The 24026-nt window shown below is 60.4% G+C and carries 26 protein-coding genes; 11 read left to right on the top strand and 15 right to left on the bottom strand.

All coding sequences use genetic code 11. The features are described 5' to 3' along the window. The first annotated feature begins 4 nt into the window (after window positions 1-4). The 3 genes from ASD07_RS10180 (at window position 5) to ASD07_RS10170 (ending at window position 4381) form a co-directional block, all read left to right on the top strand. Entirely contained in the window at window positions 5-1120 is a 1116-nt protein-coding gene (locus ASD07_RS10180) for a hypothetical protein (protein WP_055928957.1), read from the top strand. A 42-nt stretch (window positions 1121-1162) separates the two neighbouring features. Then, on the top strand, window positions 1163-2341 hold the full coding sequence (locus ASD07_RS10175; protein WP_055928954.1) for a tetratricopeptide repeat protein: 1179 nt from the start codon (window positions 1163-1165) through the stop codon (window positions 2339-2341). 123 nt (window positions 2342-2464) lie between these two features. After that, window positions 2465-4381 carry a CocE/NonD family hydrolase gene (locus tag ASD07_RS10170; RefSeq protein ID WP_055928951.1) on the top strand — a complete coding sequence of 639 codons (1917 nt, stop codon included), beginning with the start codon at window positions 2465-2467 and terminating at the stop codon, window positions 4379-4381. An 8-nt stretch (window positions 4382-4389) separates the two neighbouring features. Here the strand turns inward: ASD07_RS10170 and ASD07_RS10165 are convergent, their stop codons facing one another. After that, window positions 4390-4989, bottom strand: coding sequence for a YdeI family protein (locus ASD07_RS10165; RefSeq protein WP_055931712.1), 600 nt, complete (start codon window positions 4987-4989; stop codon window positions 4390-4392). An 87-nt stretch (window positions 4990-5076) separates the two neighbouring features. Between ASD07_RS10165 and ASD07_RS10160 the strand changes: the two genes are divergently transcribed. Next, window positions 5077-5937 carry an alpha/beta hydrolase gene (locus ASD07_RS10160; RefSeq protein WP_055928948.1) on the top strand — a complete coding sequence of 287 codons (861 nt, stop codon included), beginning with the start codon at window positions 5077-5079 and terminating at the stop codon, window positions 5935-5937. A gap of 48 nt (window positions 5938-5985) precedes the next feature. Continuing rightward, on the top strand, window positions 5986-6231 hold the full coding sequence (locus ASD07_RS10155) for a DUF3297 family protein (protein WP_055928946.1): 246 nt from the start codon (window positions 5986-5988) through the stop codon (window positions 6229-6231). On the opposite strand, the gene ASD07_RS10150 is transcribed toward ASD07_RS10155, so the two are convergent. From ASD07_RS10150 to ASD07_RS32205, 3 genes are read right to left on the bottom strand one after another with little or no spacing between them, the layout of a single operon-like run. Next, window positions 6222-6557 carry a carboxymuconolactone decarboxylase family protein gene (locus ASD07_RS10150; RefSeq protein ID WP_055928944.1) on the bottom strand — a complete coding sequence of 112 codons (336 nt, stop codon included), beginning with the start codon at window positions 6555-6557 and terminating at the stop codon, window positions 6222-6224. The genes ASD07_RS10155 and ASD07_RS10150 overlap by 10 nt on opposite strands. Window positions 6558-6605: 48 nt before the next feature. After that, window positions 6606-7889 carry a glycosyltransferase gene (locus tag ASD07_RS10145; protein WP_156397961.1) on the bottom strand — a complete coding sequence of 428 codons (1284 nt, stop codon included), beginning with the start codon at window positions 7887-7889 and terminating at the stop codon, window positions 6606-6608. 3 nt (window positions 7890-7892) lie between these two features. Further along, window positions 7893-8828, bottom strand: a complete 936-nt coding sequence (locus ASD07_RS32205) for an NUDIX domain-containing protein (protein WP_055928938.1) — start codon at window positions 8826-8828, stop codon at window positions 7893-7895. Window positions 8829-8975: 147 nt separating this feature from the next. On the opposite strand from ASD07_RS32205, the gene ASD07_RS10135 reads away from it, so the two are divergent. Further along, window positions 8976-9554, top strand: a complete 579-nt coding sequence (locus tag ASD07_RS10135; RefSeq protein ID WP_229207113.1) for a YiiX/YebB-like N1pC/P60 family cysteine hydrolase — start codon at window positions 8976-8978, stop codon at window positions 9552-9554. 119 nt (window positions 9555-9673) lie between these two features. On the opposite strand, the gene ASD07_RS10130 is transcribed toward ASD07_RS10135, so the two are convergent. Beyond that, window positions 9674-10198 (bottom strand): DNA-deoxyinosine glycosylase, encoded by a 525-nt coding sequence (locus tag ASD07_RS10130; RefSeq protein WP_055928935.1) that lies wholly within the window; start codon window positions 10196-10198, stop codon window positions 9674-9676. Window positions 10199-10275: 77 nt separating this feature from the next. On the opposite strand from ASD07_RS10130, the gene ASD07_RS10125 reads away from it, so the two are divergent. From ASD07_RS10125 to ASD07_RS10110, 4 genes are all read left to right on the top strand, one after another. After that, window positions 10276-10713: a DUF962 domain-containing protein gene (locus ASD07_RS10125; RefSeq protein ID WP_055928932.1), complete on the top strand. Its 438-nt coding sequence runs from the start codon at window positions 10276-10278 to the stop codon at window positions 10711-10713. Window positions 10714-10934: 221 nt separating this feature from the next. After that, window positions 10935-11876 carry a DMT family transporter gene (locus ASD07_RS10120; RefSeq protein WP_055928929.1) on the top strand — a complete coding sequence of 314 codons (942 nt, stop codon included), beginning with the start codon at window positions 10935-10937 and terminating at the stop codon, window positions 11874-11876. Continuing rightward, window positions 11873-12355 carry a GNAT family N-acetyltransferase gene (locus ASD07_RS10115; protein WP_055928926.1) on the top strand — a complete coding sequence of 161 codons (483 nt, stop codon included), beginning with the start codon at window positions 11873-11875 and terminating at the stop codon, window positions 12353-12355. The genes ASD07_RS10120 and ASD07_RS10115 overlap by 4 nt, the downstream gene beginning before the upstream one ends. Then, complete coding sequence (locus tag ASD07_RS10110; RefSeq protein WP_055928923.1) at window positions 12352-12882, top strand: YcxB family protein; 531 nt, start codon at window positions 12352-12354, stop codon at window positions 12880-12882. Before ASD07_RS10115 ends, ASD07_RS10110 begins: the two co-directional genes overlap by 4 nt. 262 nt (window positions 12883-13144) lie before the next feature. Here the strand turns inward: ASD07_RS10110 and ASD07_RS10105 are convergent, their stop codons facing one another. The 8 genes from ASD07_RS10105 to ASD07_RS10075 all read right to left on the bottom strand — a co-directional run bounded on the left by ASD07_RS10105 (window position 13145) and on the right by ASD07_RS10075 (window position 21712). Then, on the bottom strand, window positions 13145-14692 hold the full coding sequence (locus ASD07_RS10105; RefSeq protein WP_055928920.1) for an IS66 family transposase: 1548 nt from the start codon (window positions 14690-14692) through the stop codon (window positions 13145-13147). A 30-nt stretch (window positions 14693-14722) separates the two neighbouring features. Continuing rightward, window positions 14723-15070, bottom strand: coding sequence for an IS66 family insertion sequence element accessory protein TnpB (gene tnpB / locus ASD07_RS10100; RefSeq protein WP_055928918.1), 348 nt, complete (start codon window positions 15068-15070; stop codon window positions 14723-14725). Next, window positions 15067-15483: a transposase gene (locus ASD07_RS32045; protein ID WP_156397960.1), complete on the bottom strand. Its 417-nt coding sequence runs from the start codon at window positions 15481-15483 to the stop codon at window positions 15067-15069. The genes tnpB and ASD07_RS32045 overlap by 4 nt, the downstream gene beginning before the upstream one ends. Before the next feature lie 212 nt (window positions 15484-15695). Further along, window positions 15696-16268, bottom strand: a complete 573-nt coding sequence (locus ASD07_RS10090) for a tetratricopeptide repeat protein (protein ID WP_057247160.1) — start codon at window positions 16266-16268, stop codon at window positions 15696-15698. Between the two features lie 27 nt (window positions 16269-16295). Beyond that, window positions 16296-16703 (bottom strand): RHS repeat-associated core domain-containing protein, encoded by a 408-nt coding sequence (locus tag ASD07_RS32200; protein WP_082507250.1) that lies wholly within the window; start codon window positions 16701-16703, stop codon window positions 16296-16298. 651 nt (window positions 16704-17354) lie between these two features. Next, a complete protein-coding gene (locus ASD07_RS10085) occupies window positions 17355-17537 on the bottom strand; it encodes a hypothetical protein (RefSeq protein ID WP_055928911.1) in 183 nt (60 codons plus the stop codon). A 24-nt stretch (window positions 17538-17561) separates the two neighbouring features. Further along, window positions 17562-18680 carry a site-specific tyrosine recombinase XerC gene (gene xerC, locus ASD07_RS10080; protein WP_082507249.1) on the bottom strand — a complete coding sequence of 373 codons (1119 nt, stop codon included), beginning with the start codon at window positions 18678-18680 and terminating at the stop codon, window positions 17562-17564. A 2-nt stretch (window positions 18681-18682) separates the two neighbouring features. Next, window positions 18683-21712, bottom strand: coding sequence for a CHC2 zinc finger domain-containing protein (locus ASD07_RS10075; RefSeq protein WP_082507248.1), 3030 nt, complete (start codon window positions 21710-21712; stop codon window positions 18683-18685). Between the two features lie 134 nt (window positions 21713-21846). Here ASD07_RS10075 and ASD07_RS10070 point away from each other — a divergent pair, with 134 nt between their 5' ends. Continuing rightward, complete coding sequence (locus ASD07_RS10070; RefSeq protein ID WP_156398001.1) at window positions 21847-22188, top strand: helix-turn-helix domain-containing protein; 342 nt, start codon at window positions 21847-21849, stop codon at window positions 22186-22188. A 449-nt stretch (window positions 22189-22637) separates the two neighbouring features. On the opposite strand, the gene ASD07_RS10065 is transcribed toward ASD07_RS10070, so the two are convergent. Both ASD07_RS10065 and ASD07_RS32305 read right to left on the bottom strand, forming a co-directional pair. Then, complete coding sequence (locus tag ASD07_RS10065) at window positions 22638-23300, bottom strand: hypothetical protein (protein ID WP_055928905.1); 663 nt, start codon at window positions 23298-23300, stop codon at window positions 22638-22640. A gap of 15 nt (window positions 23301-23315) precedes the next feature. Beyond that, complete coding sequence (locus ASD07_RS32305) at window positions 23316-23804, bottom strand: RHS repeat-associated core domain-containing protein (RefSeq protein ID WP_156397959.1); 489 nt, start codon at window positions 23802-23804, stop codon at window positions 23316-23318. Window positions 23805-24026 lie beyond the last annotated feature (222 nt).

Raw genomic sequence — 24026 nt, 5'->3', positions numbered from 1 at the left:
CCGCATGCAAAAGACAAAGAACAAGCGCCCAGCACCACGCAAGCCGAATAATCCTCCCGCCGACAAAGATGAAATCCTGAGCCAGGAACTGTTCAGCCTCGCGCTGGCACAGGAAGACGACCTGCGCCACGCCGTGCGGCGCTACCTGCGCCAGGGCAAGGACGCCGTCCTGTATGGCGCCATCGAACTGGCCCGCGGTGAAGACGCCGATGCCTACCGCACGCTGAAGGACGCCATCGAAGAAGATGCCGGCACCGTGGTGCTGCGCAAGGGCGACGGCCCGGAAATGGAAATCAACGCTTTCGCCATCCCCGTCTTCGTGCATAGCCAGGGCGGCTTGCGCGAAGCGGAAGGGTTCCAGGACGAAGCAGCCTACGCTGCCCTGCTCGACAGCTTTACCAGCGCCGGCCTGGAAGGCCCGAAAGCCAAGGTCGTACTGGTGCAGCATGCCTATGACCTGGCCGAAATGGAGCGCATCAGCGCCAGCCAGCTGAACGCCATGGTGCATGAAGCGGCAGCCGCCTTGATGGACAAGAAAGTGGCCGACGCCCCCGCCCTGCTGCGCAGCATCGCCGGCTGGCAGCCATCGGCGTTCGGCGCCGAGGACGAGGCAGTCGAACTGCGCTTCCTGCTCGGTTTCGCCCTGAAACGCGCCGACGACCCGTTCTACACCGTGCCTGCCGCCGGCAAGAAGCAGGATGCCTGGTTCGAAGCGCGCATGCAGCGTTACCAGGACTGGACCGTTTCCGCCACCCCGCAGGTGCAGCGCTGCCTGGCCGGTACCGGCCGCGCCGGCGAGCTGCGCCTGAACTTCCTGTACCAGGACCTGTTCTACGGCGCCCTGCAGCAAGGCAAGGCCGAACACTGGATGCTGGCCATGATGGCCGAATTCGGCGCAGCCCTGGGCAGCCATGGACCTGCCCGCGCCGTCATTACCCTGGTGGAAACCGATGAAGATGCCGCCCTTGGCGTGCAACTGATCGGCGCCACCGGCGAGCTGGCGCACGCCGATCGCCGCCTCGATGTCGGCGACGACGTGGAAGCGGAGATCGACGACCTGCGCGACGCCCTGGCGACCCTTGGAATCGACGACATCAGCGTTGAATTGACAGCCCCCTGAGACGCGCACATACTAGTTTCATAGAGGTGAGGAGACGCCACCATGAAACTACTGTCAACATTGATGTTCGCTGCATTGCTGGCCGGCTGCGCAAGCGGTCCGCCGGCAGTTACAGCGCCTGAAAGGGCACTCTTTACCGATGCGGCCTTCCGCAAACCGGCCGACCTGATCACGCCGGAACAGGTCTTCGAACTGTCGCCGGAAATGAAGTCCTATGCGGGCAAGCTCCGTTCATCGCTAGCCGGAAAGTCGAAGCACCAGGCGCTGTATGAAGCGCTGTACCAGCGCGACCAGCTTCGCCTGGAATACGATTCCGAGACAACGCGCACCGCCGCCGAGGCCTTTGCCGCCCGCGCCGGCAACTGCATGTCGCTGGTGATCATGACTGCCGCCTTTGCCCAGGAACTGGGACTGGAGGTGCAATTCCAGCGCATCACCAGTGAAGACACCTGGAGCCGTGCCGGTTCGCTGTACTTCAGCAGCGGCCACGTCAACCTGGTGTTGAGCAAGCCCAATCCCGTATCGGAGCGCACCTACGATACCATGCGCTCGATCGTCATCGACTTCCTGCCGCCGCCGGATGCCGAGTTGATGCCGACCGAGATCATTTCGCAGCGCACCGTGGTGGCCATGTACATGAACAACCGCGCCGCCGAGACGCTGGTACAGGGCAAGCTGGATGATGCTTACTGGTGGGCCCGCGCCGCCATCGAATACGAGCCCAATTTCCTGATGGGGTACAACACCCTGTCCACCGTCTACCAGCGCCATGGCGACATCAAGATGGCCGAAAGCACGCTACGTTTCGCCCACCAGCATGAGCCGCTCAATACGGTCATCCTGTTCAACCTGTCCGAAGTCACCAATGCACTGGGCAAGAAGGAAGAATCGGCCAGGTACAAAGCCGAACTGGAACGCCTGGAACCCTACCCGCCGTTCTACTTCTTCCACATCGGCCAGAAAGCAATGGCGGCAGGCGACTACCAGAAAGCGCGCTCAATGTTCGTGCGCGAAGTGCAGCGCGCACCGTATTATCACGAGTTCCACTTCTGGCTGGCCAAGGCGTCGTTCGAACTGGGCAACCTGAAGGAAGCCGACAAGCATATGGCGCTGGCCCTGATGAATAGCACCACGCGCGGCGACAGCGCCATCTACGCCGGCAAACTGGCCAACCTGCGCCTTTACGAAACGCGAGCCCGTCTTCGACCGGGAGAAATCTAGATAACCTACGGTGCCAGCTCCTGACACGCGCAGCGTGGTGGGACCTGGCATCGCCCGATAACCCCGGTGCCAGCTCCTGACACGCGCAGCGTGTTGGGACCTGGCATCGCCGTATAAAGACCCATGCAATCCAAAATCAGCCCCATCACTCTTTCCCTTGCACTGGCCTTTGCAGGCACCGCCCACGCAGCGCCTGATGAAAAGCCGGAGCTTCGCTCCTCTTACACCAAATACGAATTCCGCATCCCGATGCGCGATGGCGTGCGCCTGTTCACGGCCGTCTACGTGCCGAAGGATGCCAGCAAAGCCTATCCCTTCCTGGTCGAACGTACGCCTTACAGTGCGGGCGTGAACGTCGACGGCCAGCTCCGGTACGGGCCGGACTTCTTCCCGCGCCGCCTGGGCCCTTCCGCCGACTTCAGCGACGCCGGCTACATCTTCGTCAAGCAGGACGTGCGCGGCCGCTATATGTCCGAGGGCAAATGGCAGGAAATGACGCCGCATGCCAAGACCGCGCTGGAAGCGGGCGAAGGCAACGAGAGCCGCGACATGCACGATACCGTCGACTGGCTGCTCAAGCATGTGGCCAACAATAACGGCAAGGTCGGCATCTACGGCATCAGCTATCCCGGCTTCTACACCTCGGCCAGCATCATCGATTCGCATCCTGCGATCAAGGCCGCCTCGCCGCAGGCACCGGTCACCGACCTGTTCATGGGCGACGACTCGTATCATGGCGGCGCCTTCATGCTGGCCGCCAACTTCGACTTCTACGCAGCCTTCACCGAAGAAAAGAACCCATCGCCCCTGCCCAAGAGCTGGAGCGAATTCGATTACGGCACCACCAGCGGCTACGACTACTTCCTGCAGCGCCTGACGTTGTCGAACATCCTGGCCGGCATGCAGCCCAAGCAGCTGGCCTACCTGAAGCCGACCATCGACCACGACACCTACGACGAATTCTGGAAGTCGCGCAACCTGGCGCCGCACATGAAGAACGTCAAAGCCGCCGTGATGACGGTTGGCGGCTGGTTCGATGCGGAAGATCCGGCCGGGCCGTTCTCGATCTACCGCGCCGTGGGCAAGAATAATCCCGGCGTCTTCAACGGCCTGGTGATGGGCCCCTGGTCGCACGGCGGCTGGGCCGGTGGCGAAGGCAAGCGCCTGGGCCACGTCAAGTTCGACAGCAAGACCAGCGAACATTTCAACAAGAAGCTGCTGTTCCCCTTCTTCGAGGAACAGTTGAAAGGCGTCAAACCGGCGCAACCGATTGCTGCGGTCAATACTTTCGAGACCGGCACCAACGCCTGGCGCCAGTACACCGCCTGGCCGCCGGTGCAGGCGAAGGCGAAGATGCTGTACCTGGGACCGAACGGTACCTTGGGCTGGACCCAGCCGGCCGCCGGCAGCGGCTTCGACGAATACGTCAGCGACCCGCGCAAGCCGGTGCCTTACATCGGCTATCCGGCGACCGGCGTGCCGCGCGAATACATGGTGTCCGACCAGCGCTTCGCTTCCAGCCGCCCGGACGTTCTGGTGTACCAGAGCGAAGTACTGGAAGAAGACGTGACCATCGCCGGCCCGGTGACGCCAAAACTGTTCGTCTCCACCACCGGCACCGACAGCGATTTCGTGGTCAAGCTGATCGACGTCTACCCGAACGACTACCCGCAGGACAAGGAAGAGGAAAAGCACAAGGACGTGGCGCCGCCATCAGTGAAAATGGGCGGCTACCAGCAACTGGTGCGGGGCAATCCGCTGCGCGGAAAGTTCCGCAACAGCTTCGAAAAGCCCGAGCCATTCTTGCCGGGCAAGGTGGAGCCGCTCAGCTACCAGCTGGGCGACGTACAGCACACCTTCCGCCGCGGCCACCGCATCATGGTGCATGTGCAGAGCAGCTGGTTCCCGCTGGTCGACCTGAACCCGCAGACCTTCACCAACATCCCGAACGCGAAGCCGGAAGACTTCGTGAAGGCCACCCAGCGCGTCTACCACGCGCCAGGCACCGCTTCGGGCCTGCAACTGATGGTAATGCCTTAAGCGGCGGCTTAGCAGCTCTCGTACTTCCAGTGCCGCTTCTTGCCTTCGGCAATCCATTCGACCGCCTGGGCCACGCGCTTGTCGCGCGTAGCCTCGGTCTTGGCTTCCGTCAGCCAGTCGCAGTAATCGCGCTTGGCGCTGGTTGAGAATTCGTTGAAGACTTCGTATGCGGCCGGGTTCTCTTCCAGCGCCGCGATGAAGTAATCCGGTACCAGCAATTCGCGCGGCGATGCCTTCGGCCGCGTCACCTTCACACCCTGCTCATTGAGCTTCATGGCCTTCTTGATGTAGGCGGTCAGCTCTTTCTTCGGTGGCAAGTCCTTGATGGAGGCGATACGGCCGAACTGGCCCATGGCTTCCTTGCCCTTGTCATTCTCCGCCGCGATCAGCAGTTCCGCCTTCCAGAAGTTCAACGCGCAATGCTGCTTGAACGCAGCGAAGCTGCATACGATTCCGTGGTAATCGAAATTCGGCATGCTCCACTTGATGGTCTCCTTCACCTCCGGGCAAGCCGTATGAATCACCTCGCGCAGGTGATTGAGGATAGGCTGGGCGAATTCGGCCGCGTTGGCGATGTATTCGTCGACGCGCGGATCAGTTGTAGGCATGGCCATCCTCATAAATGTGTTGCCGCAATCTGACATTGGTGCGTTGCATAACGCAGTTTGCTCAGCATTAGGAGCATACTAATTCACATGAACAATTCACGCAAAGTAGCCGCCGCTGCTGGGGCCGTGGGCTTCGTATGGGCCGGATTGACCGCCCTTCTCATGGCCGGCCAGCGCAAGCTGCTGTTCAACCCAACCGTCAAGCGCGAGGTGCAAAGCCCGCGCAGCAGCGGCCATCGCACACGTGCGATCGTATTGCGCGGCGGCGACGGGACGCGGCTGGCAGGCTGGCTGATGACGCCGCGCGAACCGGGCGTGCGGCCTGCCGTGGTGTATTTCGGCGGACGCTCGGAAGAAGTGTCCTGGCTGGTGCGCGATGCCGGCACCCTGTTCCCCGGTATGACGGTATTGACGCTGAATTACCGCGGCTATGGCGAGTCGCACGGCGAGCCGGGCGAAGAAATGATGGTGGCTGATGCCTGCATGCAGCTCGACTGGCTATGCAAGCACCACAAGGTCGACCCGACCCGCATTGCCGTGGTTGGGCGCAGCCTTGGGTCCGGCGTGGCGGTGCAGTTGTCGATGCAGCGCCGGGTGCAGGCTACGGTCCTGATCACGCCATACGATTCGATCCTGGCGCTGGCGCAGCGCAAATTCCCAGCCCTGCCGGTGTCCATGCTGCTGCAGCATCGCTTCGAGTCAGTCAAGCACGCGACGCAATTGGCGGCGCCGACCTACGTTCTGCGCGCGGCCAGCGACGATATCGTGCCGCATTCGCACACCAATGAACTGGTGAGCAAACTGGCCTGCCTGCACCACGACGAAATCATTCCGGATTCGGACCACCTGAATATTCCCTACCTGCCGGCTACACAGCAGAAGATCGCCAGCTTCCTCCACGCACAGTTCACCGCAGCGCCTGGACGGGAAAACCGTGTGCCGGCCTGATCCTGCAACGTGGGGGAAGGCGGACGAGATCCGGTATAATCCTGCCCCATGAACGATACTACCCGCCCAGAACTCCCGGACCACCTGTCGATCGACCCACGCAGCCCGCACCACGTGGCTGCCGTGTTCGAACACGACATTGGCATCAGTTTCAACGACAAAGAGCGCTTTGACGTTGAGGAATACTGCATCAGCGAAGGCTGGATCAAAGTCCAGCACGCGACGGCCAAAGACCGCCGCGGCCAGCCGATGCTGATCAAGCTGAAAGGCAAGGTAGACGCGTTCTACCGCTGATACTCCTCCCCAGGCCAGCCTTCGCTGGCCTTTTTCATGGCCAGCAGGCCATGTCCTACTGCCGCGCCAGCCCTTAGCGCAGCGGCGATAAAGACCACTTCCGCGATTTCCTGCCGTGTGGCGCCTGCCGTGAGAGCGTTTTTCGTGTGCGCGTCAATACAGTATGCGCACTGCGTGGTCAACGCCACCCCGATCGATACCAGCTCACGGTATTTGGCCGGGATAACCCCGTCTGCGCGCTCTGCCGCGGCCTTCAGGTCCAGGAAAGCTTTCGCCTCCTGCGGCGCGCACTGGATCAGGTCTTTTGCGTACTTCAGGTCATCCATCTCGTCTCCTACACTGGTTGAAATTACCAGCTAAGAGGTGGCGGGATGTCAAAATGATTCGCGGCCGCTACGAATTTCTATTTGCCGCACCGCTTGTGCGACGCCATCCTCCTGCCGCATGGCCTCGCCTACGCGGCGCGCCCGCTCGCCCATTGCTGGAGTGCCGAGCAACTGCCGGATCTGCCCAGCCAGGCTGCGCGCCGTCACGTCGCGGCGTTTGGCAGGCTTGCCTGCAACACCGATACGTTGCAGCTCACGGCCCCAATGTTCCTGCTCACTGAGATTGGCGATTACAATCGAAGGCTTGCCGGCCAGCGTTGCGGACTGGGTCGTCCCCGCGCCGCCATGGTGAACAATCGCCAGGCAATGGGGGAAGATCTGGTGGTGCGGCGCCGCGGCAACATACAGGATCCGCTCGTCGGAGCTGAAACCGCACGCTTGCCAATCACTGCACTGGATGATCGCGCGGCAATTCGCCTGGCGCGCCGCATCAGTCAGCAAACGCAACGCGACCTCCTGCCCCTTGAGGTCCTTGGGCATCCAGCTGCCAAACGTCATGTAAACGGGCGCCTCCCCGGCCGCCAGGAAGCCGGCTAACGATGGCGGCAATTCTCCTTCCAGTTCGCAGTTAGGGCGGTCAAGGAAACCGCAGACCTGGATCGACTCCGGCCAATCCGGCTGCCTGGGGCAAAGCTGTGGACTGACCGCCACCAACGAAAGGTGGCGCGAGACCCAGACCTCCGACACGATGTCGCGCATCGGCGCCATGCCCAATTGCCTGCGCAGCCGGTCGGGGTAATGTCGCAGCGTACGATTCAGGAGGATGCGGGTCAGCCACCACAACAGGCGGTTGCCGCTTCGCCCCAGCATCGACAAGCCGAGTGGATTGACGTAATCGCTTGGCACGCCCGCATGGGACAACAGCACGCTGACGTACGGCAGGCCGGCGTGTTCCGCAGCGATCTGCAAGGGGTGCATGAAGTAATGTCCGACCAGCAGATCCGATTCGGCGCACAGGCGCTGGGCCGCTTCAAACATGGCGTCTTCGGCCGGGGCAAATGCAAGGCGCAGTATTGCCGCCATCTGCTTCATGGGATCGCGGATGCTATACGCGGTGTGGCCGACGGCCTGAGCCTGCTCGGGAGTGAACGTGTGCGGCGTGAGGACGGTGATTTTCGCCCCCACCGCGGAGCGCACCTTGTCGTAAGTTCCGGCTTCCAGACTGGTAATCACCAGGTGGACTTCATGTCCGGCCAACTGCAGGCCATCGGCCAGGGCGAGGAAGGGGCGGATGTCGCCGTGGCTGCCCCAGGTCAGCATTCCAATCTTCATAAGCTATACGGCAGGTATCTCGTTGATGTCGTGGTACACCAGCAAGCCACGTTTGCGCGCCTCGGCTACCATGGCGTCGGCGCCAGCGGAGGCGCCGCCAATGCGCAAGACAGCGTCGCAATGTGCTAGTAAGCGCTCACAATGCGGATGGAAGATCTCCTCATACACGGCGTCGCCGACAGCTTTCGACCCGGCCGCTTGCAGCACGGGCAGCGCCAGCCACTCGCCCAGTACCGGCGTATGGCCCTTTTTGTACAACGGCAGGACATAGGCCTCCATCGCCGCCACGTTAGCCGCCATGCGCGCCGGGTCGTCGCCGGTGCCGGAGCGGTACGGACCGGCGACCAGGATCATCATGCTGCGCGGCGGCAGCAAGTGCAGGTGCAGGTACTGCAGCAGCATGACTGTCTTGGCGTCCTTGATTTCGCCGCTGGCCGTCATCGCCAGCGCCTTGTCGGCATCCAGTTCGAGGACCTCGATATCCTCGCCTTCCTGCTCCAGACCGCCACCGCTGCTGATTTTCGAGTCCGCGTCATACTCGCCGACGAAGAAATGCAAGCGCTCGGTAACGGAGCCAGGGCTCATGAATACATCAAATATCTCGCGCAGCTGCTCAACCTTGTAGCCAGTCTCCTCTTCCAGCTCGGCATGCATGCGCTCTTCCGGACGCGCCTCATCGAGCAAGCCGGCGGGGGCTTCGATCAGGTAGCCGTCGTGCTGATTGACGTAGGCGGGAAAACGGAACTGGCGCGTCAGCAGAACAGTGCGACGGGCGCGGTTATACAGCAGGGCCACAGCACCGTTGCCACGGTCATAGGTTTCCCTGCTCATGGTCTGCCAGCGGCCATCGCGCCGCTTCAAATCGAAGGTAGTGGTCTTGAGCACGTACCAATTGTCTGACAGCAGTTGGACCGATTTGATGCGGACGTATTCTTGCATTGAACTTCCCTCATAAGTATCGCTTAGTGATACCAAGCCAGTGCAGGCGATAATAACTTGGAAATAAAACTTCTGCTTTCCACACCTTTTGGCCAAACTCCGCGCCATGTTCGAATTCCATCACCATCATCATCAAAGGAGATCATCATGTGGGGAACAAACCCGGCGCGGCGCTGTCGCAATACTATCGCCATCCTGGCAATCGGAATGCTTACGCTGCACGCGTCTGCGGCATCAGACCTGCCTTCGATTTCCAAAGCGGCATTGGAGCAGCAATTGCAGGTCGGCGACCTGCTCTTCATCCGCGTTTCAGCCCTACCCTTCCGCAAGGTTGCTTCAACCACGAATAGCTGGACCAACCACGTCGGCATCGTCGTCGCGACCGACGGTTCCGAACCCCTGATTGCAGAAAGCACCTTTCCCGTATCGAAGCGAGGCGGCCTTGAGCGTTTCCTGGCACGTTCCGAAGGCGGCCGGGTCGAAGTGAGCCGTCTCAATACGCCGTTAACGGCAGAACAACAACGCGTCCTGGTCCAGGCGGCGCAGGCACGCATGGGAGTCTTTTACGACACAGGCTTCGACCTGCACTCCAGGAGTCAATTCTGTTCGCGCTTTGCGCACGAAGTGCTGCGCGAGGCGAGCGGCATCGAAGTCGGCGAGGCCGAAACCTTCGCCACCCTGCTGGCGCGCAATCCTGAAGCAGACCAGGACTTTTGGAAGTATTAGTACTTCGGCCAGATTCCATGGGACCGCCAGACGGTGACGCCGGCCAGTGTCATGGGCAGCGCACAAGTGCATGCTGTCTTCGACGGCTTTATCACCACCGGCAAACAGCCCGCCCGGATTTAGCGCTGGGCTCCCGTCGCCTGGCTGTCGGCGGCCAAGTGAAGCCGCAAGTCCAACCAGGCCGCTGCCTTGTCGGCGTATCGCAAGGTATGTGCAGGGCTGCTGGAAGGCAACATGATGATGTGATAATCACCAGCCATTTCCCCGAGCACCTTAAGTCCTAGTTGCCCAGCCGTCCCACCGTTAAAAGCAATCGCCCTGATGTTGGGCAGGCTCTTGAGCAGAACACGCAAATCGTTCTCTCGACGATTTTTGATATTGCTGTCCAGGCTTCCCTTACGATGCGCCTCAGCGACGACATCCCAAAGCCCGATGCCATGCTTCAGCAACACGTCCAGTCTCGCAGGATAATCGAGAGGCACAAGTTCCAGTCCAATCACCTCCGACATCAGCGCCCAGAACTTGTTTTGCCGGTTACCGTAATACTCTTGTACCGCCAACGATTTATCGCCCGGCAGGCTGCCCAGCACCAGCAAGCGGGTGTTCTGGTCGACGACGGGATCAAAGCAACGTTTCAGTTCCATTCACGCATTTTAACGGGAGTTCGGGTGTAGAATCGAACGGTAGTGCTAAACAAATAATCACACCGGAGACAACAACCATGTCTGAGCAGCGTGCCATCGTTACCCTGCTGTTGAAATACAGTGAGAGTCACCTGAACCCCACCAATGAGGCGATCCACTGTGTGTGTGTGCCGCTGATCGTGTTCAGCCTGCTGGGACTGATCTGGGCCATCCACCCGCTGCTGGCGGTGGCGCTGGCTGTGGCCTCAATGGTCTACTACTTCAAGCTCTCGCGCAATTTCGCGCTGGGGATGCTGGTGATGGCCGGATTCATGCTGGCCGTGCTGAGCGCACTGCCGCCGGCAGCGGTACTGCCACTGAGTATTGTGATTTTCGTATTGGCCTGGATCGGCCAGTTCATCGGCCACAAGATCGAAGGCAAGAAGCCATCGTTCTTCGATGACTTGCGCTTCCTGCTGATCGGGCCCCTGTTCGTGCTGGGCGTGCTGTATCGCCGCCTGAATGTCGCTTATTAGAACAGGGCGACGTTGAGATGGTCGGGGGGCAGCGCTTCCCCGGCCAACAGAATGATCACCGCTGCGGCGACATAGCCGAGCACTGAGGCGACCCAGATGCGCGTTCCCATGTTCATGCCTGCCTCCAGTCGTTAAGTACTTGAATCATACCGATTTTTTCGCCCGGAATAATCACCGATTGTCGCACTGCGCCATATTGCAGAAACCCTTATACTGGCGGGATGCCTTCTCCGATACTCTTCATTCTCGCCTGCCTTATCTGGGGTTCCACCTTCTTCGCAATTACCCTGCAACTGGGTGACATAGCTCCCGCAGTCTCCATCGTCTACCGCTTTGCCCTGGCGTCGAGCGTGCTGTTCGCATGGTGCTTCCTGCGCGGCGACAAGCTGAAGCTGTCTTGGAAAGCGCAGCGCTGGACCATTCTGCAGGGCTGCTGCAGCTTTGGCCTGAGTTATATCGGCACGTATAACGCGGAGCAGTATGTCGTATCAGCCCTGGTGGCGGTACTGTTTGCGCTGATGGTGTTCTGGAATCCGATCCTGAACCGTTTCGCTTTCGGCACCCCGTTGACCTGGCGTACCTGGACCGCCGGCAGTGCGGCGGTGGCCGGTGTGGTGCTGCTGTTCTATCACTCGATTTCCGAGTCGCTGCGCGACGTGATGGCGGGCGGCCAAGGGCATTTCATTCTCGGCCTGGCTCTGGCGCTGGGCGCGACCATCGCCAGCTCGGTCGGCAATACCCTGGTGGTCAAAGTGCGCCAGCATGAATCGAATGTGCTGCTGACCATGGCCTGGGGCATGTTGTGGGGCACGCTGCTGGTGGCGCTGTGGGCGCTGGTGCGCGGCGATGCCTTTGTGATGCCGACCACGGCCTCGTACTGGGGCGGCTTGCTGTACCTGTCGCTGCTGGGATCCGTGATTGCCTTCGCCTGCTACTTCACGCTGATCGACCGCATCGGCACGCAGAAGGCGGTCTACATCGGCGTAGTGACGCCGGTGATTTCCGTGCTGATGAGTATTCGCCTTGAAAATTACCGCCCGGGCTGGATGGAAATCCTCGGCATGGTGGTGTGTATTGCCAGCGTGGCCTGGGCGCTCAAGGCGCCATCGATGCCAGCCAGCCGTACTCCTGTTGACCTTAAACCTTTGAAGAAAGCCTCATGAGCAATTTGCATATTCGCCCTGCCCGTCCGGATGACGTGGAGTCCATCATGGCCATGATTCGTGAACTGGCTGTTTTCGAGAAGCTGGAACACCTGGTAGTGGCTGATGAAGCCATGCTTCATGAGGAAATGTTCGGTACCAAGCCGGGCGTAGAAGGCATCGTGGGCGAGGAAGCGGGCGAGGTAGTGACCTACGCGCTGTTCTTCCACAATTTCTCGACCTTCCTGTGCAAGAAAGGCTTGTACTTGGAAGACCTGTACGTAAAGCAGAACCGCCGCGGCGCGGGCTACGGCAAGCAGATGCTGGCGGCACTGGCCAAGATCGCCGTCGAGCGCCAGTGCGGTCGCTTTGAGTGGTCGGTGCTGGACTGGAATGTGAATGCGATCAAGTTCTACGAGCAGATGGGCGCCGATGTACTGCCCGACTGGCGCGTGTGCCGCGTGACCGGCCCGGCGCTGGATGCCCTGGCAAATCAATGACCCCAATTGCCCTGCGCTACCAGCTTGGACCCGACGAGTATCTGGCGCAGCAGCAAGCCGTTATTGGCGATGCCTCGCGCCGAGCGCTGCGCACAGTATGGAAAGACACGTTGTTGTTTGTCGGCGCCTGCGCTTTTGGCTTCCTCGCGGCGTTTCAGGCTAACAACCGCATATTGATGGTGGTATTGGGCACCGCTGGCTTGGCGCGGCTGCTGACGCCCTGGGACCACAAGATCAAGCTTCAGGCTCAAATTGCCGCCCATGCCGAAAAGAGCGTGCGCCGTCGCGACATCTCGCTGCGAATCGACGACGAAGGCCTGCATGAGGAGGTTGAAGGCGTACGCTCGTTCGCGCCATGGCCAACAGTCAAGTCCTTCCGCAAGCTTGGCCACATCCTGCTGATCAGGCTGGCCGGCGAGCTCTGGGTCGTGATCCCGGAGGTTGCGTTTCTCGGCGCGGGTGCCCCGTCGCAGACCGAGTTCATCGCGCTCCTTCAAAGCCATGGTGTCGCCAACGAAACAGCTTAAAAGGCGGTGCCTGGTCTGTCATTCGGACAGAGAACACTCACGCTTGATCAATCTCACACAAAAGGCGGTGCCAGGTCTGTCATTCGGACAGAGAATACTCACGCTTGATTAATCTCAAGACGCAAAATCCACAGGTTCTCCGTCTTGATTCACATCAAAGAGTCACTTCGCGCGTCCAAAGTAAGCGTCCGTTCAATACCGTATTGAATGAAGCGCCTACTTCCCTGATGATGTGAACACACCGCTGGGAAGCGGCGTGTAGTTAATTGGAAGGTACGAGCTGCGCCGCGCAGTTCCAAGGCAGGAACTCGTCAACGCGGTTGACGGGGTGGTCGGCGATGTGGGCCAGCACATAGCGCAGCCAAGCTTCAGGGTCGACACCGTTTAGCTTGGCCGTGCCGATCAGCGCATAGATGGCGGCTGCGCGTTCGCCGCCGCTGTCGGCACCGGCAAACAGGTAGTTGCGGCGACCCAGGGCAACGCCGCGCAGGGCGCGCTCTGCGGCCGAGTTGTCGATCTCGATCTGGCCATCATCGCAATAGCGGGTCAACGCTGGCCACAGCTTGAGCGAGTACGTGATGGCAGCGGCCGTGTCGGACTTGTTCGACAAGGTGGTGAGCGTGGCGCGCAGCCAGCGTTCAAGATCGTCCAGCAAGGGGCGTGCCCGCAACAATCGAGCGTCGCGCCGTAGATCCGGTGGCTGGCCACGGATCTCGGCTTCAATGGCATAGAGCGCGCCGATACGCCGCAGCGCCTCGGTGGTCACGGCCGATGGCCGTGCCACATGCAGGTCATGGAATTTACGTCGCGCGTGCGCCCAGCACGCGGCTTCGTGCACCTGGCCGCTGTCGAAGATGGAGTTGAAGCCGGCATACGCATCGGCCTGGAGGACTCCTTTGAATTGGGCCAGGTGGGTCTGCGGGTGGATGCCTTTGCGATCTGGGGTATAGGCAAACCAGACAGCCGGTGGTACCGCCGATGCACTGGCACGGTCATCGCGCACATAGGTCCACAGGCGCGCCGTGCGCGTTGTGCCGTTACCAGGTGCCAGCACCGGAATTGGTGTGTCGTCAGCATGCAGCTTGGTGGCGGCAAACACATGGCGCCGCACCGCGTCAACCAAAGGGCGCAGCAAGCTGCTGGCCGCACCAACCCAATTTGCCAGCAGCGAACGATCCAGCTCGACGCCGTCGCGTGCATAGATCACGCTCTGGCGATACAGTGGCAGGTGGTCGGCGTACTTTGCCACCAGCACGTGAGCCAGCAGGCCAGGGCCTGCAATCCCTCGTTGCACCGGGCGACTTGGCGCAGGTGCCTGTACGATGACGTCGCAGCAGCTGCAGGCTACCTTCGGGCGTACGTGGCGGATTACGCGGAAGCTGGCTGGCACATATTCCAGCTGCTCCGATACATCCTCGCCAAGGTGGCGCAAGCCACCGCCACATGCGGGGCAAGCATCGACCTCCGGTTTATGCACACGTTCATCGCGCGGCAGATGATCTGGCAACGGCTTGCGTGCCACCTTGCGGCGCGCTGGCGGGTTGGACTCTGGTTCGGCCTCTTCGGCGGCACCCGTTTCAGCCTCCAGGTCTTCCAACTTCAACTCCAACTGCTCGATCTGGTGTTCCAACTTCTCGGAGCGGCGGCCGAACTGCATGCGCTGCAGTTTGGCAATCAATAGCTTCAGGTGTTCAATCTCTGTCGCGCGGGTGTCGAGCTGCGCCGTCAGGCGCTGCAATTGCTCGTCGCGCGCCAACAGCATTGCCTTCAGGGCGGCAATGTCGTCGGGGAGATCGGTGGCGGTCAGCATGCGCCTCAGTTTACGAGAATGCTGTTATGTTTACAAGGCCGATTGTGGACGCCAAGTTCTTTCGGGCCGACGCCAGTCGATTCCTTCCAATAGCATCGACAACTGCGCCTGCGTCAGCGCCACACTGCCGCTGCTGGCCTGTGGCCAGATGAAGCGGCCACGCTCGAGCCGTTTGGCCAACAGGCACAAGCCGTCGCCGGTCCACCACAACAGTTTGATCAAATCGCCGCGCCGGCCACGAAACACAAACACGTGGCCGCTGAATGGGTCTTCCGCCAGCGCGGTCTCTACCTTCGCAGCCAGGCCGTTGAATCCGCTGCGCATGTCGGTGGTGCCAGCCGCCAGCCAGACTTTGGTTCCCGCCGGTAGGCCGATCATCGCAGCACCCGATCCAATATCTGCGCCAGCGTAGAGGGATCGGTTTGACCGTCAATGCGCAATCTCACACGGCCAATCTCCAGGGTGATGGTGCCGATATCGGGCTGCACTGGCGCTGTTGCTGCCTCCGCCAACACCACCGGCAGCAACGCAGCTTCCTGCGTTGACACATCGGATACCGGCAGTGCTGCCTCGAACAGCTTGCGCCAGCTGAACACCTGGTTTGCATTCACGCCGTGTTCGCGCGCAATACGCGCCACCGAGGCGCCAGGCTCCAAGGTCAACGCGACGAGCTTGCGCTTAAACTCCAGGGAATGGCGCCGATAATTACCTCGCGGAGCGCGCTGAATGACTGGTTGAGAATTTGTGTCCATAATCAAATTTGTGGGCACAACTGCTGTGCCAAAATTCAATCATGGCTGGGACCTGCTAGACGGTCCAGACGGTGGTGACTGTACGCTTACCGTCCAAATGACAGACCTGGCACTGGTTCCTCACGCTTGATTAATCTCAAGACGCAAAATCCACAGGTTCTCCGTCTTGATTCACATCAAAGAGTCACTTCGCGTGTCCAAATGACAGACCTGGCACTGGTTCCTTGCTGGTTCCTTGCCCTTGCTATCGTTTATCTGATTCTCAGATCCTCACTATTTTTGAGAATTAGAACGAATCCATTCACTTTAGACACCCAATATCGCAGGCGAGCAAGGAATCTTTGCCAAAAATTCTTTCCACTAGTTGCTACCTGGAGAGCCAAGTCCCGTTGGGCAAAAATATGGCCAAGCTCAGATGCTTTTATCAAATATTTTTGAGCCTTTTCTTGCGCACCGACGATGTGGCTCAGCTCCTTGTTATACAACGCATATGCCCAGAATGCGGCAGATACGTGACCTAAATCGGCTGCCTCTCCGAATAGGGCTGCTGCGGATTGAACTTCCCCCCTGCGCTGAAGGGCCGTAGCCAAGTAGTACTTTCCGTCCAAATCCCCGACTTCAGCGAGGCATCGAAAATGATATTCTGCCTTAGTGAGATCTTCACACCCGCCCAAACCCCGTTCAAACATCCATCCAAGATAGAGATGCGCGCGCCCGCCATGCTCATTCTCCAAACATTCAAAAATAGCCCGCGCGCTTACATAATCTCCCGTCTCAAAAGCCATGTATGCCTTCTCGATTTCAGCCGAGGTATTCATTTTCATTTATTCCGTCTCTAATCAATCAACAGATCAGTTCGAACCTGTGGGTGGCCCAGGCAATGGGCCTGGGGGCGGCTTCTTTGGATCTTTGGGCGAAGGCCGCGTCGGCGTTGGCGGTTTTGGCGGCGGTGGTGGCGGCCTCTTATCATTTGCAAGGCAAACCGCACAAACCAAGATTTGAACCAAATTCTTCCTAACTCTGGTACAGAGGGCTTTACATTTGTCCTTAACACCACAAGTTCCAGCTGCACCCTCACTTCCGTCGTCCCCGCCCGAGTCACCAAAGCCTAGCGCTGAAAGACCATTTGGATCCGCATAAATAATTGGATTTGCTTCAGTATACCCGTAGGTATTCATCCCGCCTTCGAGCCCAATCGGATCAGACTGGAGATATCTGCCGAACTGAGGATCGTAATCCCTGTAGTAGTTGTAATGTATTGGCCTTGACGCGAGTTCGTCGTAGACGCAGCAATTTCCCTATACGCTTCAACGACTTGCGCGCGCCCGCGCCGATATTCCTCCTGCTTTCATAGAATTTTTCGTATACGCGTATTCTGGGCTGCAAAGCACACTCGTGCAAGGCGCAGTTTTAGAGGCGCGGCCGCGCAGCGGCCGCCGGGGTGGCGGTTGAAGTTGTGGTTGCGTGGTTTGAACCTGGCTGACGGCAGAGCGCGGCCGCAAGCGACGCGAGGAGCGCGCGCTGTAACCCTGACCGAAGCCCTGCGCCCCAAGGCGCACATGCTGGCTTGGCAGTCCCGCAGGGGCGCCAGACATAACGCCGTGTTCTGCGAACCCGCAGGGCCCGGCGCAGCGCGGGGCCGGGCCGCCGAGCGAAGCGCGAGCGCAGCGAATGGACCGGCTTTGCAGAATGCCGCGTTATGTTAAAGCGGGCGCGCAGCGGCCGATTTACCCCGGAGGGGCTGTGCCTTTGCGTTGTCGGTTTCTGGCTGACGGCGAAGCGCGGATGCAAGCGAGGAACGAGCGCGCTGTGTAGGCCTAGCTAGATTCAAGCGTGGCAGTTGCCTTCCGCGTCGCGGCTGGTAGTACCGCGCAGCGGCTGACTGGGTGTTCTACAACCGAACCCGACCGTCAGCGCGGAGCGTAACCCTTGTCGGCCAGCGCCGCGCGAACCTTCTCGCCTGCATCGACCATCTCGTACGCCTGCTGCTGGTCGACCGCCAGCTCCCGATAGTCGTTGTAGCCTACCCGTTTGAGGAACTGGGCCAGCGCAAGCGCCTGGTCGTCCGGCAGTTCCACTTCAATGATGACCATGATGTGTCTCCCTCGTGTGTGGGTCTAGTCCTCGTCCGCAGCTTCGGCCTCCAGCGCGTCCAGGAGCGGCTTTCGCACCTCGCCGGCGTCCATGTCTGCCACCGCACCCCGAGCGCCGCCAGCACGCTCCAATCGCGCCGGATGGGTCAGCGCATGCACCGCCTTCAGCTTGCCAATGGCCACGTGGGTGTAGATCTGCGTGGTCGACAGCTCCGAGTGCCCGAGGATCGCCTGGATGTAGCGGATATCGGCCCCGTTCTCGAGCATGTGGGTAGCCATCGCATGGCGGAAGGCATGGCAGCCACCACTGGCGAATCCCGCATAGCGCATGTGCAGCTTCACCATGTCTGACAGCCGGTTGTTCTCGAACGCCTCGCCGTAGTCGGTCACGAACAGCGTGCGCTGGTCCAGCGTCAAGGCGAACAGCGGCCGGACCTCCTGCACGTAGCGCGCCACCCATGCGCAGGCCCGGGCGCCGATCGGCACCAGACGATCACGCCGCCCTTTCCCCTGCCGCACCATCAATGTCCCGCGCTCGGTATCGACGTCGTACAAGGAGAGGCCGATCATCTCCGCCCGCCGGATGCCGGTGCTGTACAAGGTCTCCAGCATGGCTCGGTTGCGCACACCCGAGGGCGTATCGATGTCGGCCTGGTTCAGAACCGCCTCGATCTCGGCCACGCTCATGAGATGGCGCGGAAGCTGGCGCGGTGGTTTCGGCAGCACCAGGTCCGACGCCGGGTTGTGCAGGATATGGTTCTCTCGCGCGCACCATTTGAAGAAGGCTACGATGGGCATCAACCGCGTGGCCTGCGTGTTGAACGACAGTGGTGCCCCGTTCGCCTTACGGTAGTGGTACAGGTGTCCCTGGTAGCGCTGCAGGATCGGGCGTGTGATGTCCTGCGGCCGGGCCAGCCCTCGTTCGTCGCACCAGAGGATGAAGCCATCGAGCGCGCGCCGGCGAATCTGGGCGGTCGACTCGGCCAGGCCGCTCGTCACCGTCCACTCCAGGAACGCCTTCTGGTAGGAGCGCAGCAGGTTACCGGCCGCCGGATCGGCCACGCGCTCGCGCACGGGCTGCACTGGCTTTGCGCGCAGCTTGCGCTGCTTCTGTCTGATCCCAAGTTCGCCCCTGCGCGCCATGGCTAGCCCGCCGATACCGCCGCAGCGGCTAAGGAGAGATGGGGGTACGATACGATTTTGGCGTCAGCGCCTAGGCGGTGCGTTTCTCGATCCACTCCGCCCGATTCGTCTTTAGGCCCTGTGCTTGCTGGCTCGCCGGCCGGTTCGACACACCGTAACGGCACCGAATCACCCCCATGATGGGGCCGGGATGACCCCGTGAACTGGCCCGTTTGCCCCCGTGAACTCGTAGTCGTAGTGTTGCTTTTCAGTGCATCCACCCCGATCAGTCCGACCACGAACGGCGCGCCATTGTCACCCGAGCCATCGTAAAGCAGCTCGTATTCGAACGACTGGCCCCGCGTCCCTCGATGCACCAGCACGTATTCCAGTGCGATCAGGCGCTCAATGTGGATGCAGCACTGCGTGTCCGACAGGCTCGTCAACCGTCGCACATCGCTGCGGGTGAAGCGCACGTCGGCGCGGCGCTGCTGGCGTTCCTGTGTAACGCCAAGGACCCAGCCATGCAGCGCGGCCAGCACGCGCCGGGTCTGCGGCGGCAGTTCGTCCAGGCTACGGCCCAGCACCTCGTGCGCCAGCCGGTTGGCGGCCTCGATGTCGGCCAGCGTCACCTCGATGTACTCGATGCTCTGGCCAGCCACGATGGCGCGTTTGACCGGCCTTTGGTGCTGATGCAGCAGCGCGATGGTGTCGATCAGTGTCAGGTATTTCTCATGGTCGCGGCGGGTACGCGTGCGGTCGTCCAGGAAGGTCAACTGATCGGCGTAGGGATTGACCACAGCCAGCTTCTTCAACAGCCGCTGGGCGTTGCGATGCAGGTCCAGGATGCGCTGCTTCTGTTCCTTCCTCACCAACCCCTGCAAGGTGCGCTTCTCGCGCTGCAGGCGGTGAATCGCCCGCGTCTGCTCCCGGTCCTCGTCAACCGTCAGCACCAGGCAGCGGTTCATCAGCTCCTCATCGATGTCGATGGCCGTCGTGGTCAGGAACATCATCACCGGCCCCTCGACCCGGTATTCCTGCGTCACCAGGTTGCCAGTCTTGGGATCGGCGCCGGTGGTGGCGATCGTCAGCTCGCCCTCGGACTGCAGCAGCTTCAAGGCATAGCTGGCACGGCTCGCACCTTCCTCTTCCACGATGGCCAGGATCTTGTGTTTCAGGTTCGTCTCGCCCATGTAGAACAGCGACTGCCCCGTCATGGCGCTGTACTTCACCCGTTCTTCCGCTGGCATCATGGCCAGCACCGCGTCCATCAGCGAACTCTTGCCAGCAGCGCTGGATGACTGGATCACGATCGCCAGCGGCGCATCGAGCCGGCGGCTGGTCGCTGCCAGGTAGCCCACCAGTTTATTGGTCGCTTCGCCCACGATGCCGCAGGCGTTGAAGTCGTCCGCGATCCGCGTCAACAGGTCCGGGGCCATCAACAGGGACAGCGCCGCCTCGCGCTCGGACGCGTCCATCGTCACCGCTTCCGGTTCCTTCGGTTTCAAGGCGCCCTGGATCTGCTGCTCCTGCAACGCCTCGAGCTTTAGCAGCACCCGGCCCAGGTCCGTCTTGAGCGTGTCTTCGGCCACTCGCAGTTCCATGGCGGCCTGCGTGATGTAGCTGGCCCGCGCCCTGGCGTTGTACAGGTCGAAGGTGTCAACGTGGAAGGCATCGCCGTTCGACGCCAGCACGTTCACCTTGAGCACATCGTAGGCCAGGTTTTTCGACAGCCCCCGCACCCGGTAGCGCCGTTCGGCGAACGCCAGCACCACTTCGTTATCCTTCACGTCGGCATCCATCGCAAACGACGGACCGCTCGGCGCGGGCGATGCCGGCAGTGGCGCCGCCGGCGGCAGCGGCGCGGGTTCTTCCTTAGCGGCTAAGGGAGGAACAGTCACCGATGGCGCCGGGGCCTGCGTCATCGCGATCGCCGGCGCCTGGCCGCTGCCCATCCAGACCGCCTTGCGGATCAGCGCACCCAGGCTTTTACTGGTCGGCTGCACCTTTAATGCGTACTCGTTAGCGTCCATCCCCTTGGGGAACTGGATGCGGTAGCAATCGATGCCGGCAGCGATCAGGCGTTCGGCGAGCCGGTCGGCGGCACGCTCGCCGGCGTCGTCGCGGTCGTAGGCGATCAGCACCCGCTTTGTGCCGTGGCCCTTGAACGCGGCCAGGTGGTCGTCCGTGAATCCCTCCACGCCATAGCTGGCCGTCACATTGCGATAGCCAGCGCACCAGAAGGTCATGGCGTCGATCAGCGACTCGCAAAGGATGATCTCGGGCGATGCCGCCAGCGCGGCCACGTTCCACACGCCGCGGTGCGGCCCTGGCAGGTACAGGTGCAGCGGCGTGCCCTTGCGCAGGCCGTCGGTAATCTTGCGACCGTACATTTCGCTCACGTTGCCATCGGCGTCCATGATCGGCACCACCAGCGAACCATTGAAGTGTTCATGCCCGCTCTCGCGGTAGACGCCCACCTTTTCCAGCTGCGACCGGATCTCGGCGCCGGCCTTGCGGTTTTTCTCGGGCAGGCGCAGGCCCAAGGTGCGGTTGGCGTAGCCCAGCTTGAAGTGCGCCACCAGCTCCGGATGGTCCAGGCCGCGCGACTGCAGGTAGGCCAGCGCCTCGGGGGACTGTTTCAAGGTCTCGGCATAGTAGCCGGCGACCTGGTTCAGCAATGCCTGCTCGTCAACATCGAAGCCTACCGGCGCCGGCAAGCTGCGCACCGTCGCGTACTTCACTGGCGCCTGCACACCCTGAGCGGCTAAGGCAGGATCGGCCTTGAGCAGTTCGACCGCGTGCCGGAACGACACCCCGCGCAGCTTCATCACCCAGTCGATCGGCCCGCCGCCGATCTGGCAGCCGAAGCAGTGCCACAGGTTCTTCGCCGGCGTGACCACCAGCGACGGCTCGCCGTCCTCGTGGAAGGGACAGGTGCCGATCCGGTCCTTGCCGGACTTTTTGAGCGCGATGCCGGCCGACTCCACCAGGCGCTCGACCGCCACTTCATTCTTGAGCCGTTCAATGTCGGCATCGGGGATGCGGGGCATAAATCCCTCTTTCTCTAAAAAGCTGTCAAGACCCTTATACTGTACTTTTATTATATCGTATAATGGACACACTCAACACCTTTTAAGATACCAGGGGGTACAGTATGGGCACCATCATCCTTTTGCTACCGCCCATGTTCTCGTCACGCTTGATCCAGTTTCGCAAGGCTCAGAATTTCACACAGCAGGGCCTGGCCGATGCGGCGCAGATTCACGTGAATCAGATCAAGCGCTACGAGGCGGGCACCGCGCAGCCGACCCTGGAGGCGCTGGTCAGGCTGGCCAAGGCGCTGCACCTGAGCCTGGACATGCTGGTCTTCGACGAGGCCGAGCGCGGCCCCTCCGACGACCTGGCCTTGCAGTTCGAGGCCGTCAGCAACATGCCCGACGAGGAGCGCCGCATCATCAAGGCCCTGCTCGACGGCATGATCATCAAGTACCAAACCAAACAGATGATGGGCAACCTGAGCAGCTAGCGCAGTTCTGCTTTTCTTAGCAGCTAAAAATAGAAGCCGTACCCGGAACCCGCGCGCGAAGCAGCGGGTTGGGGACGGCTTTTTTTTAATGGAAGAGAGAGTCGGCGGTGTGTTACAACGGATCGCCCGCAACGGCGGTCGAAACGCTCAGTTTTAGCGTCACCCTGTATTACGGGAGAAGCGCACCCCGTAATACACAGGAAGCCTGCAACGGCGGGCGTTCCGATCAACCCGGAGGGTTGCGTGATGTGTGAGCAAATGGAGGGGGCTGCGGGGACTCCCCGCGTGCCCCGTGTCCACAGTGTTTGCCCGGGTTTTCATACCAGGACGGATTTTCCCCGCCCTTGCTTGGGATACGACTAGGATACGATAGGATACGGACCAGATACGAACGGGATACGACCAACCTCAACTGGTGCTGACGCGGCCCGACCACCTACCTGGCGGACTTACTTCCCGCGCGATTTGAACATTTTTTCGATGTAGACATCGTTTTGCCATTCCTCGTATCCCAGAAGCGCGCCTTCTAAACGCTCAAATCCTTCGCTCCAGCCAGCCTTTTCTGCCGTTCTTTTTAACAGTATGTAGGCCTCTATGCGCCACTCTTCGCCGCTTCTCGCGTAAAGAACCACCCTCGTCTTGCGATTGTTTTTCGCCGCAATCACATACTCTCGCTTCAAGAACAAGCCATCCTGAACGTAAGGTGCAAAGCGGCTCTCTGGAATACATTCATCGTCCAAGTCCGATGGGAGGTATTCTGAGAAGGCTGCGAATGGTTTTTCTCCTGCCAGCATTAATGCCAGTTCACGATTCGTATGAACCTTGTATGGCAATTCATCCATCACACCCCAAGAACGCAGTTGTGCGACAGGACTATGGTCGTGTCCGGCGATTTGAAAACGCAGCTTGAGCTTCTCGATATCCTCAAGCTCCAGCTCGTAACTAGCGGCCGGATGGATATCGACGGCTTCAGGATCGACAATCTCGCATAAAGCAGCCACATCATCGACCTCAAAGATGAATTCACCACTAATGCAATCGGTCAATTGATCGATGTACTCAAGTACAAATTTTCGACTTGCCATAACATTCCCCTGTTCAGATATCGTCATTTCGCATCTGCCAATTTAAGGGATTGCAGCATTCGCAGGGATCGTTGGCCACAACGGTGGAAACAATGAAGGAAGCATGCGGACACAGCGATAAATAATGTAGGTTCCGCCTACAGCCGCAGCGGCCTTTACAACCGTTGGCACCATTTGGCAATCCTTCTTATCCGACGGACATGTCGTCTTTTCAGCAGGCGCTGGATCTGGAGTCGCAGGCTCCGGCTTCGAAGGATTCGGTGGAATTTGTCCATCTGGATCTTGCGACTTGGTGTCGCAATCTGGGCAATACTCGCCCATAACGCCACCATGCTTCGCGCCACACCAAGTGCATGTCACTCTAGGCGGTTTCTTTTTGGGAGCAAGACCATAGGGATCCGAATCGCTAACAGGATTTCCACCTACATACGCGTACGTATTAATCCCACCTTCGAGCCCAATCGGATCGGATTGCACATACCGCCCGGTCTGCGGATCATAATCCCTGTAGTAGTTGTAGAATGGCTGCACACAGTCTGCAGGCACCCGTGCAGCCGCCAGTTTAGTTCACCTCAGGTCCGCCACCCCGCTCGTCACAATCCGCTATTCAAAGTTCGGCGGCCTGACTTCTGGATTGGACTCATATAACGGATTCTATAGTGGCCCCCGAAATTGAGACGGTGGTTTAAGCTGTCGTCCGCGAAAGGATGATAGCAAATGAGTGAAGGCAAAAAACGCAGGGTGCATACGGCG

It is taken from the genome of Duganella sp. Root336D2 (assembly GCF_001425005.1).
Classification (GTDB): Bacteria; Pseudomonadota; Gammaproteobacteria; order Burkholderiales; family Burkholderiaceae_D; genus Rugamonas.
Note: the sequence above shows the minus strand (reverse complement) of the source record. Positions and strands in the feature narration are given on the sequence as shown.

Bases quoted from the DNA above. Each gene is read 5' to 3' on its own strand.
- ASD07_RS10170 (WP_055928951.1), top strand. From the start codon at position 2,465: ATGCAATCCAAAATCAGCCCCATCACTCTTTCCCTTGCACTGGCCTTT.
- ASD07_RS10175 (WP_055928954.1), top strand. From the start codon at position 1,163: ATGAAACTACTGTCAACATTGATGTTCGCTGCATTGCTGGCCGGCTGC.
- ASD07_RS10180 (WP_055928957.1), top strand. From the start codon at position 5: ATGCAAAAGACAAAGAACAAGCGCCCAGCACCACGCAAGCCGAATAAT.
- ASD07_RS10070 (WP_156398001.1), top strand. From the start codon at position 21,847: ATGTTCTCGTCACGCTTGATCCAGTTTCGCAAGGCTCAGAATTTCACA.
- ASD07_RS10125 (WP_055928932.1), top strand. From the start codon at position 10,276: ATGTCTGAGCAGCGTGCCATCGTTACCCTGCTGTTGAAATACAGTGAG.
- ASD07_RS10085 (WP_055928911.1), bottom strand. From the start codon at position 17,537: ATGGTCATCATTGAAGTGGAACTGCCGGACGACCAGGCGCTTGCGCTG.
- ASD07_RS10075 (WP_082507248.1), bottom strand. From the start codon at position 21,712: ATGCCCCGCATCCCCGATGCCGACATTGAACGGCTCAAGAATGAAGTG.
- ASD07_RS10090 (WP_057247160.1), bottom strand. From the start codon at position 16,268: ATGAAAATGAATACCTCGGCTGAAATCGAGAAGGCATACATGGCTTTT.
- ASD07_RS10110 (WP_055928923.1), top strand. From the start codon at position 12,352: ATGACCCCAATTGCCCTGCGCTACCAGCTTGGACCCGACGAGTATCTG.
- ASD07_RS10105 (WP_055928920.1), bottom strand. From the start codon at position 14,692: ATGCTGACCGCCACCGATCTCCCCGACGACATTGCCGCCCTGAAGGCA.
- xerC (WP_082507249.1), bottom strand. From the start codon at position 18,680: ATGGCGCGCAGGGGCGAACTTGGGATCAGACAGAAGCAGCGCAAGCTG.
- ASD07_RS10145 (WP_156397961.1), bottom strand. From the start codon at position 7,889: ATGAAGATTGGAATGCTGACCTGGGGCAGCCACGGCGACATCCGCCCC.
- tnpB (WP_055928918.1), bottom strand. From the start codon at position 15,070: ATGATCGGCCTACCGGCGGGAACCAAAGTCTGGCTGGCGGCTGGCACC.
- ASD07_RS10115 (WP_055928926.1), top strand. From the start codon at position 11,873: ATGAGCAATTTGCATATTCGCCCTGCCCGTCCGGATGACGTGGAGTCC.
- ASD07_RS10155 (WP_055928946.1), top strand. From the start codon at position 5,986: ATGAACGATACTACCCGCCCAGAACTCCCGGACCACCTGTCGATCGAC.
- ASD07_RS10065 (WP_055928905.1), bottom strand. From the start codon at position 23,300: ATGACGATATCTGAACAGGGGAATGTTATGGCAAGTCGAAAATTTGTA.
- ASD07_RS10130 (WP_055928935.1), bottom strand. From the start codon at position 10,198: ATGGAACTGAAACGTTGCTTTGATCCCGTCGTCGACCAGAACACCCGC.
- ASD07_RS10165 (WP_055931712.1), bottom strand. From the start codon at position 4,989: ATGCCTACAACTGATCCGCGCGTCGACGAATACATCGCCAACGCGGCC.
- ASD07_RS10135 (WP_229207113.1), top strand. From the start codon at position 8,976: ATGTGGGGAACAAACCCGGCGCGGCGCTGTCGCAATACTATCGCCATC.
- ASD07_RS10120 (WP_055928929.1), top strand. From the start codon at position 10,935: ATGCCTTCTCCGATACTCTTCATTCTCGCCTGCCTTATCTGGGGTTCC.
- ASD07_RS10150 (WP_055928944.1), bottom strand. From the start codon at position 6,557: ATGGATGACCTGAAGTACGCAAAAGACCTGATCCAGTGCGCGCCGCAG.
- ASD07_RS10160 (WP_055928948.1), top strand. From the start codon at position 5,077: ATGAACAATTCACGCAAAGTAGCCGCCGCTGCTGGGGCCGTGGGCTTC.
- ASD07_RS32205 (WP_055928938.1), bottom strand. From the start codon at position 8,828: ATGCAAGAATACGTCCGCATCAAATCGGTCCAACTGCTGTCAGACAAT.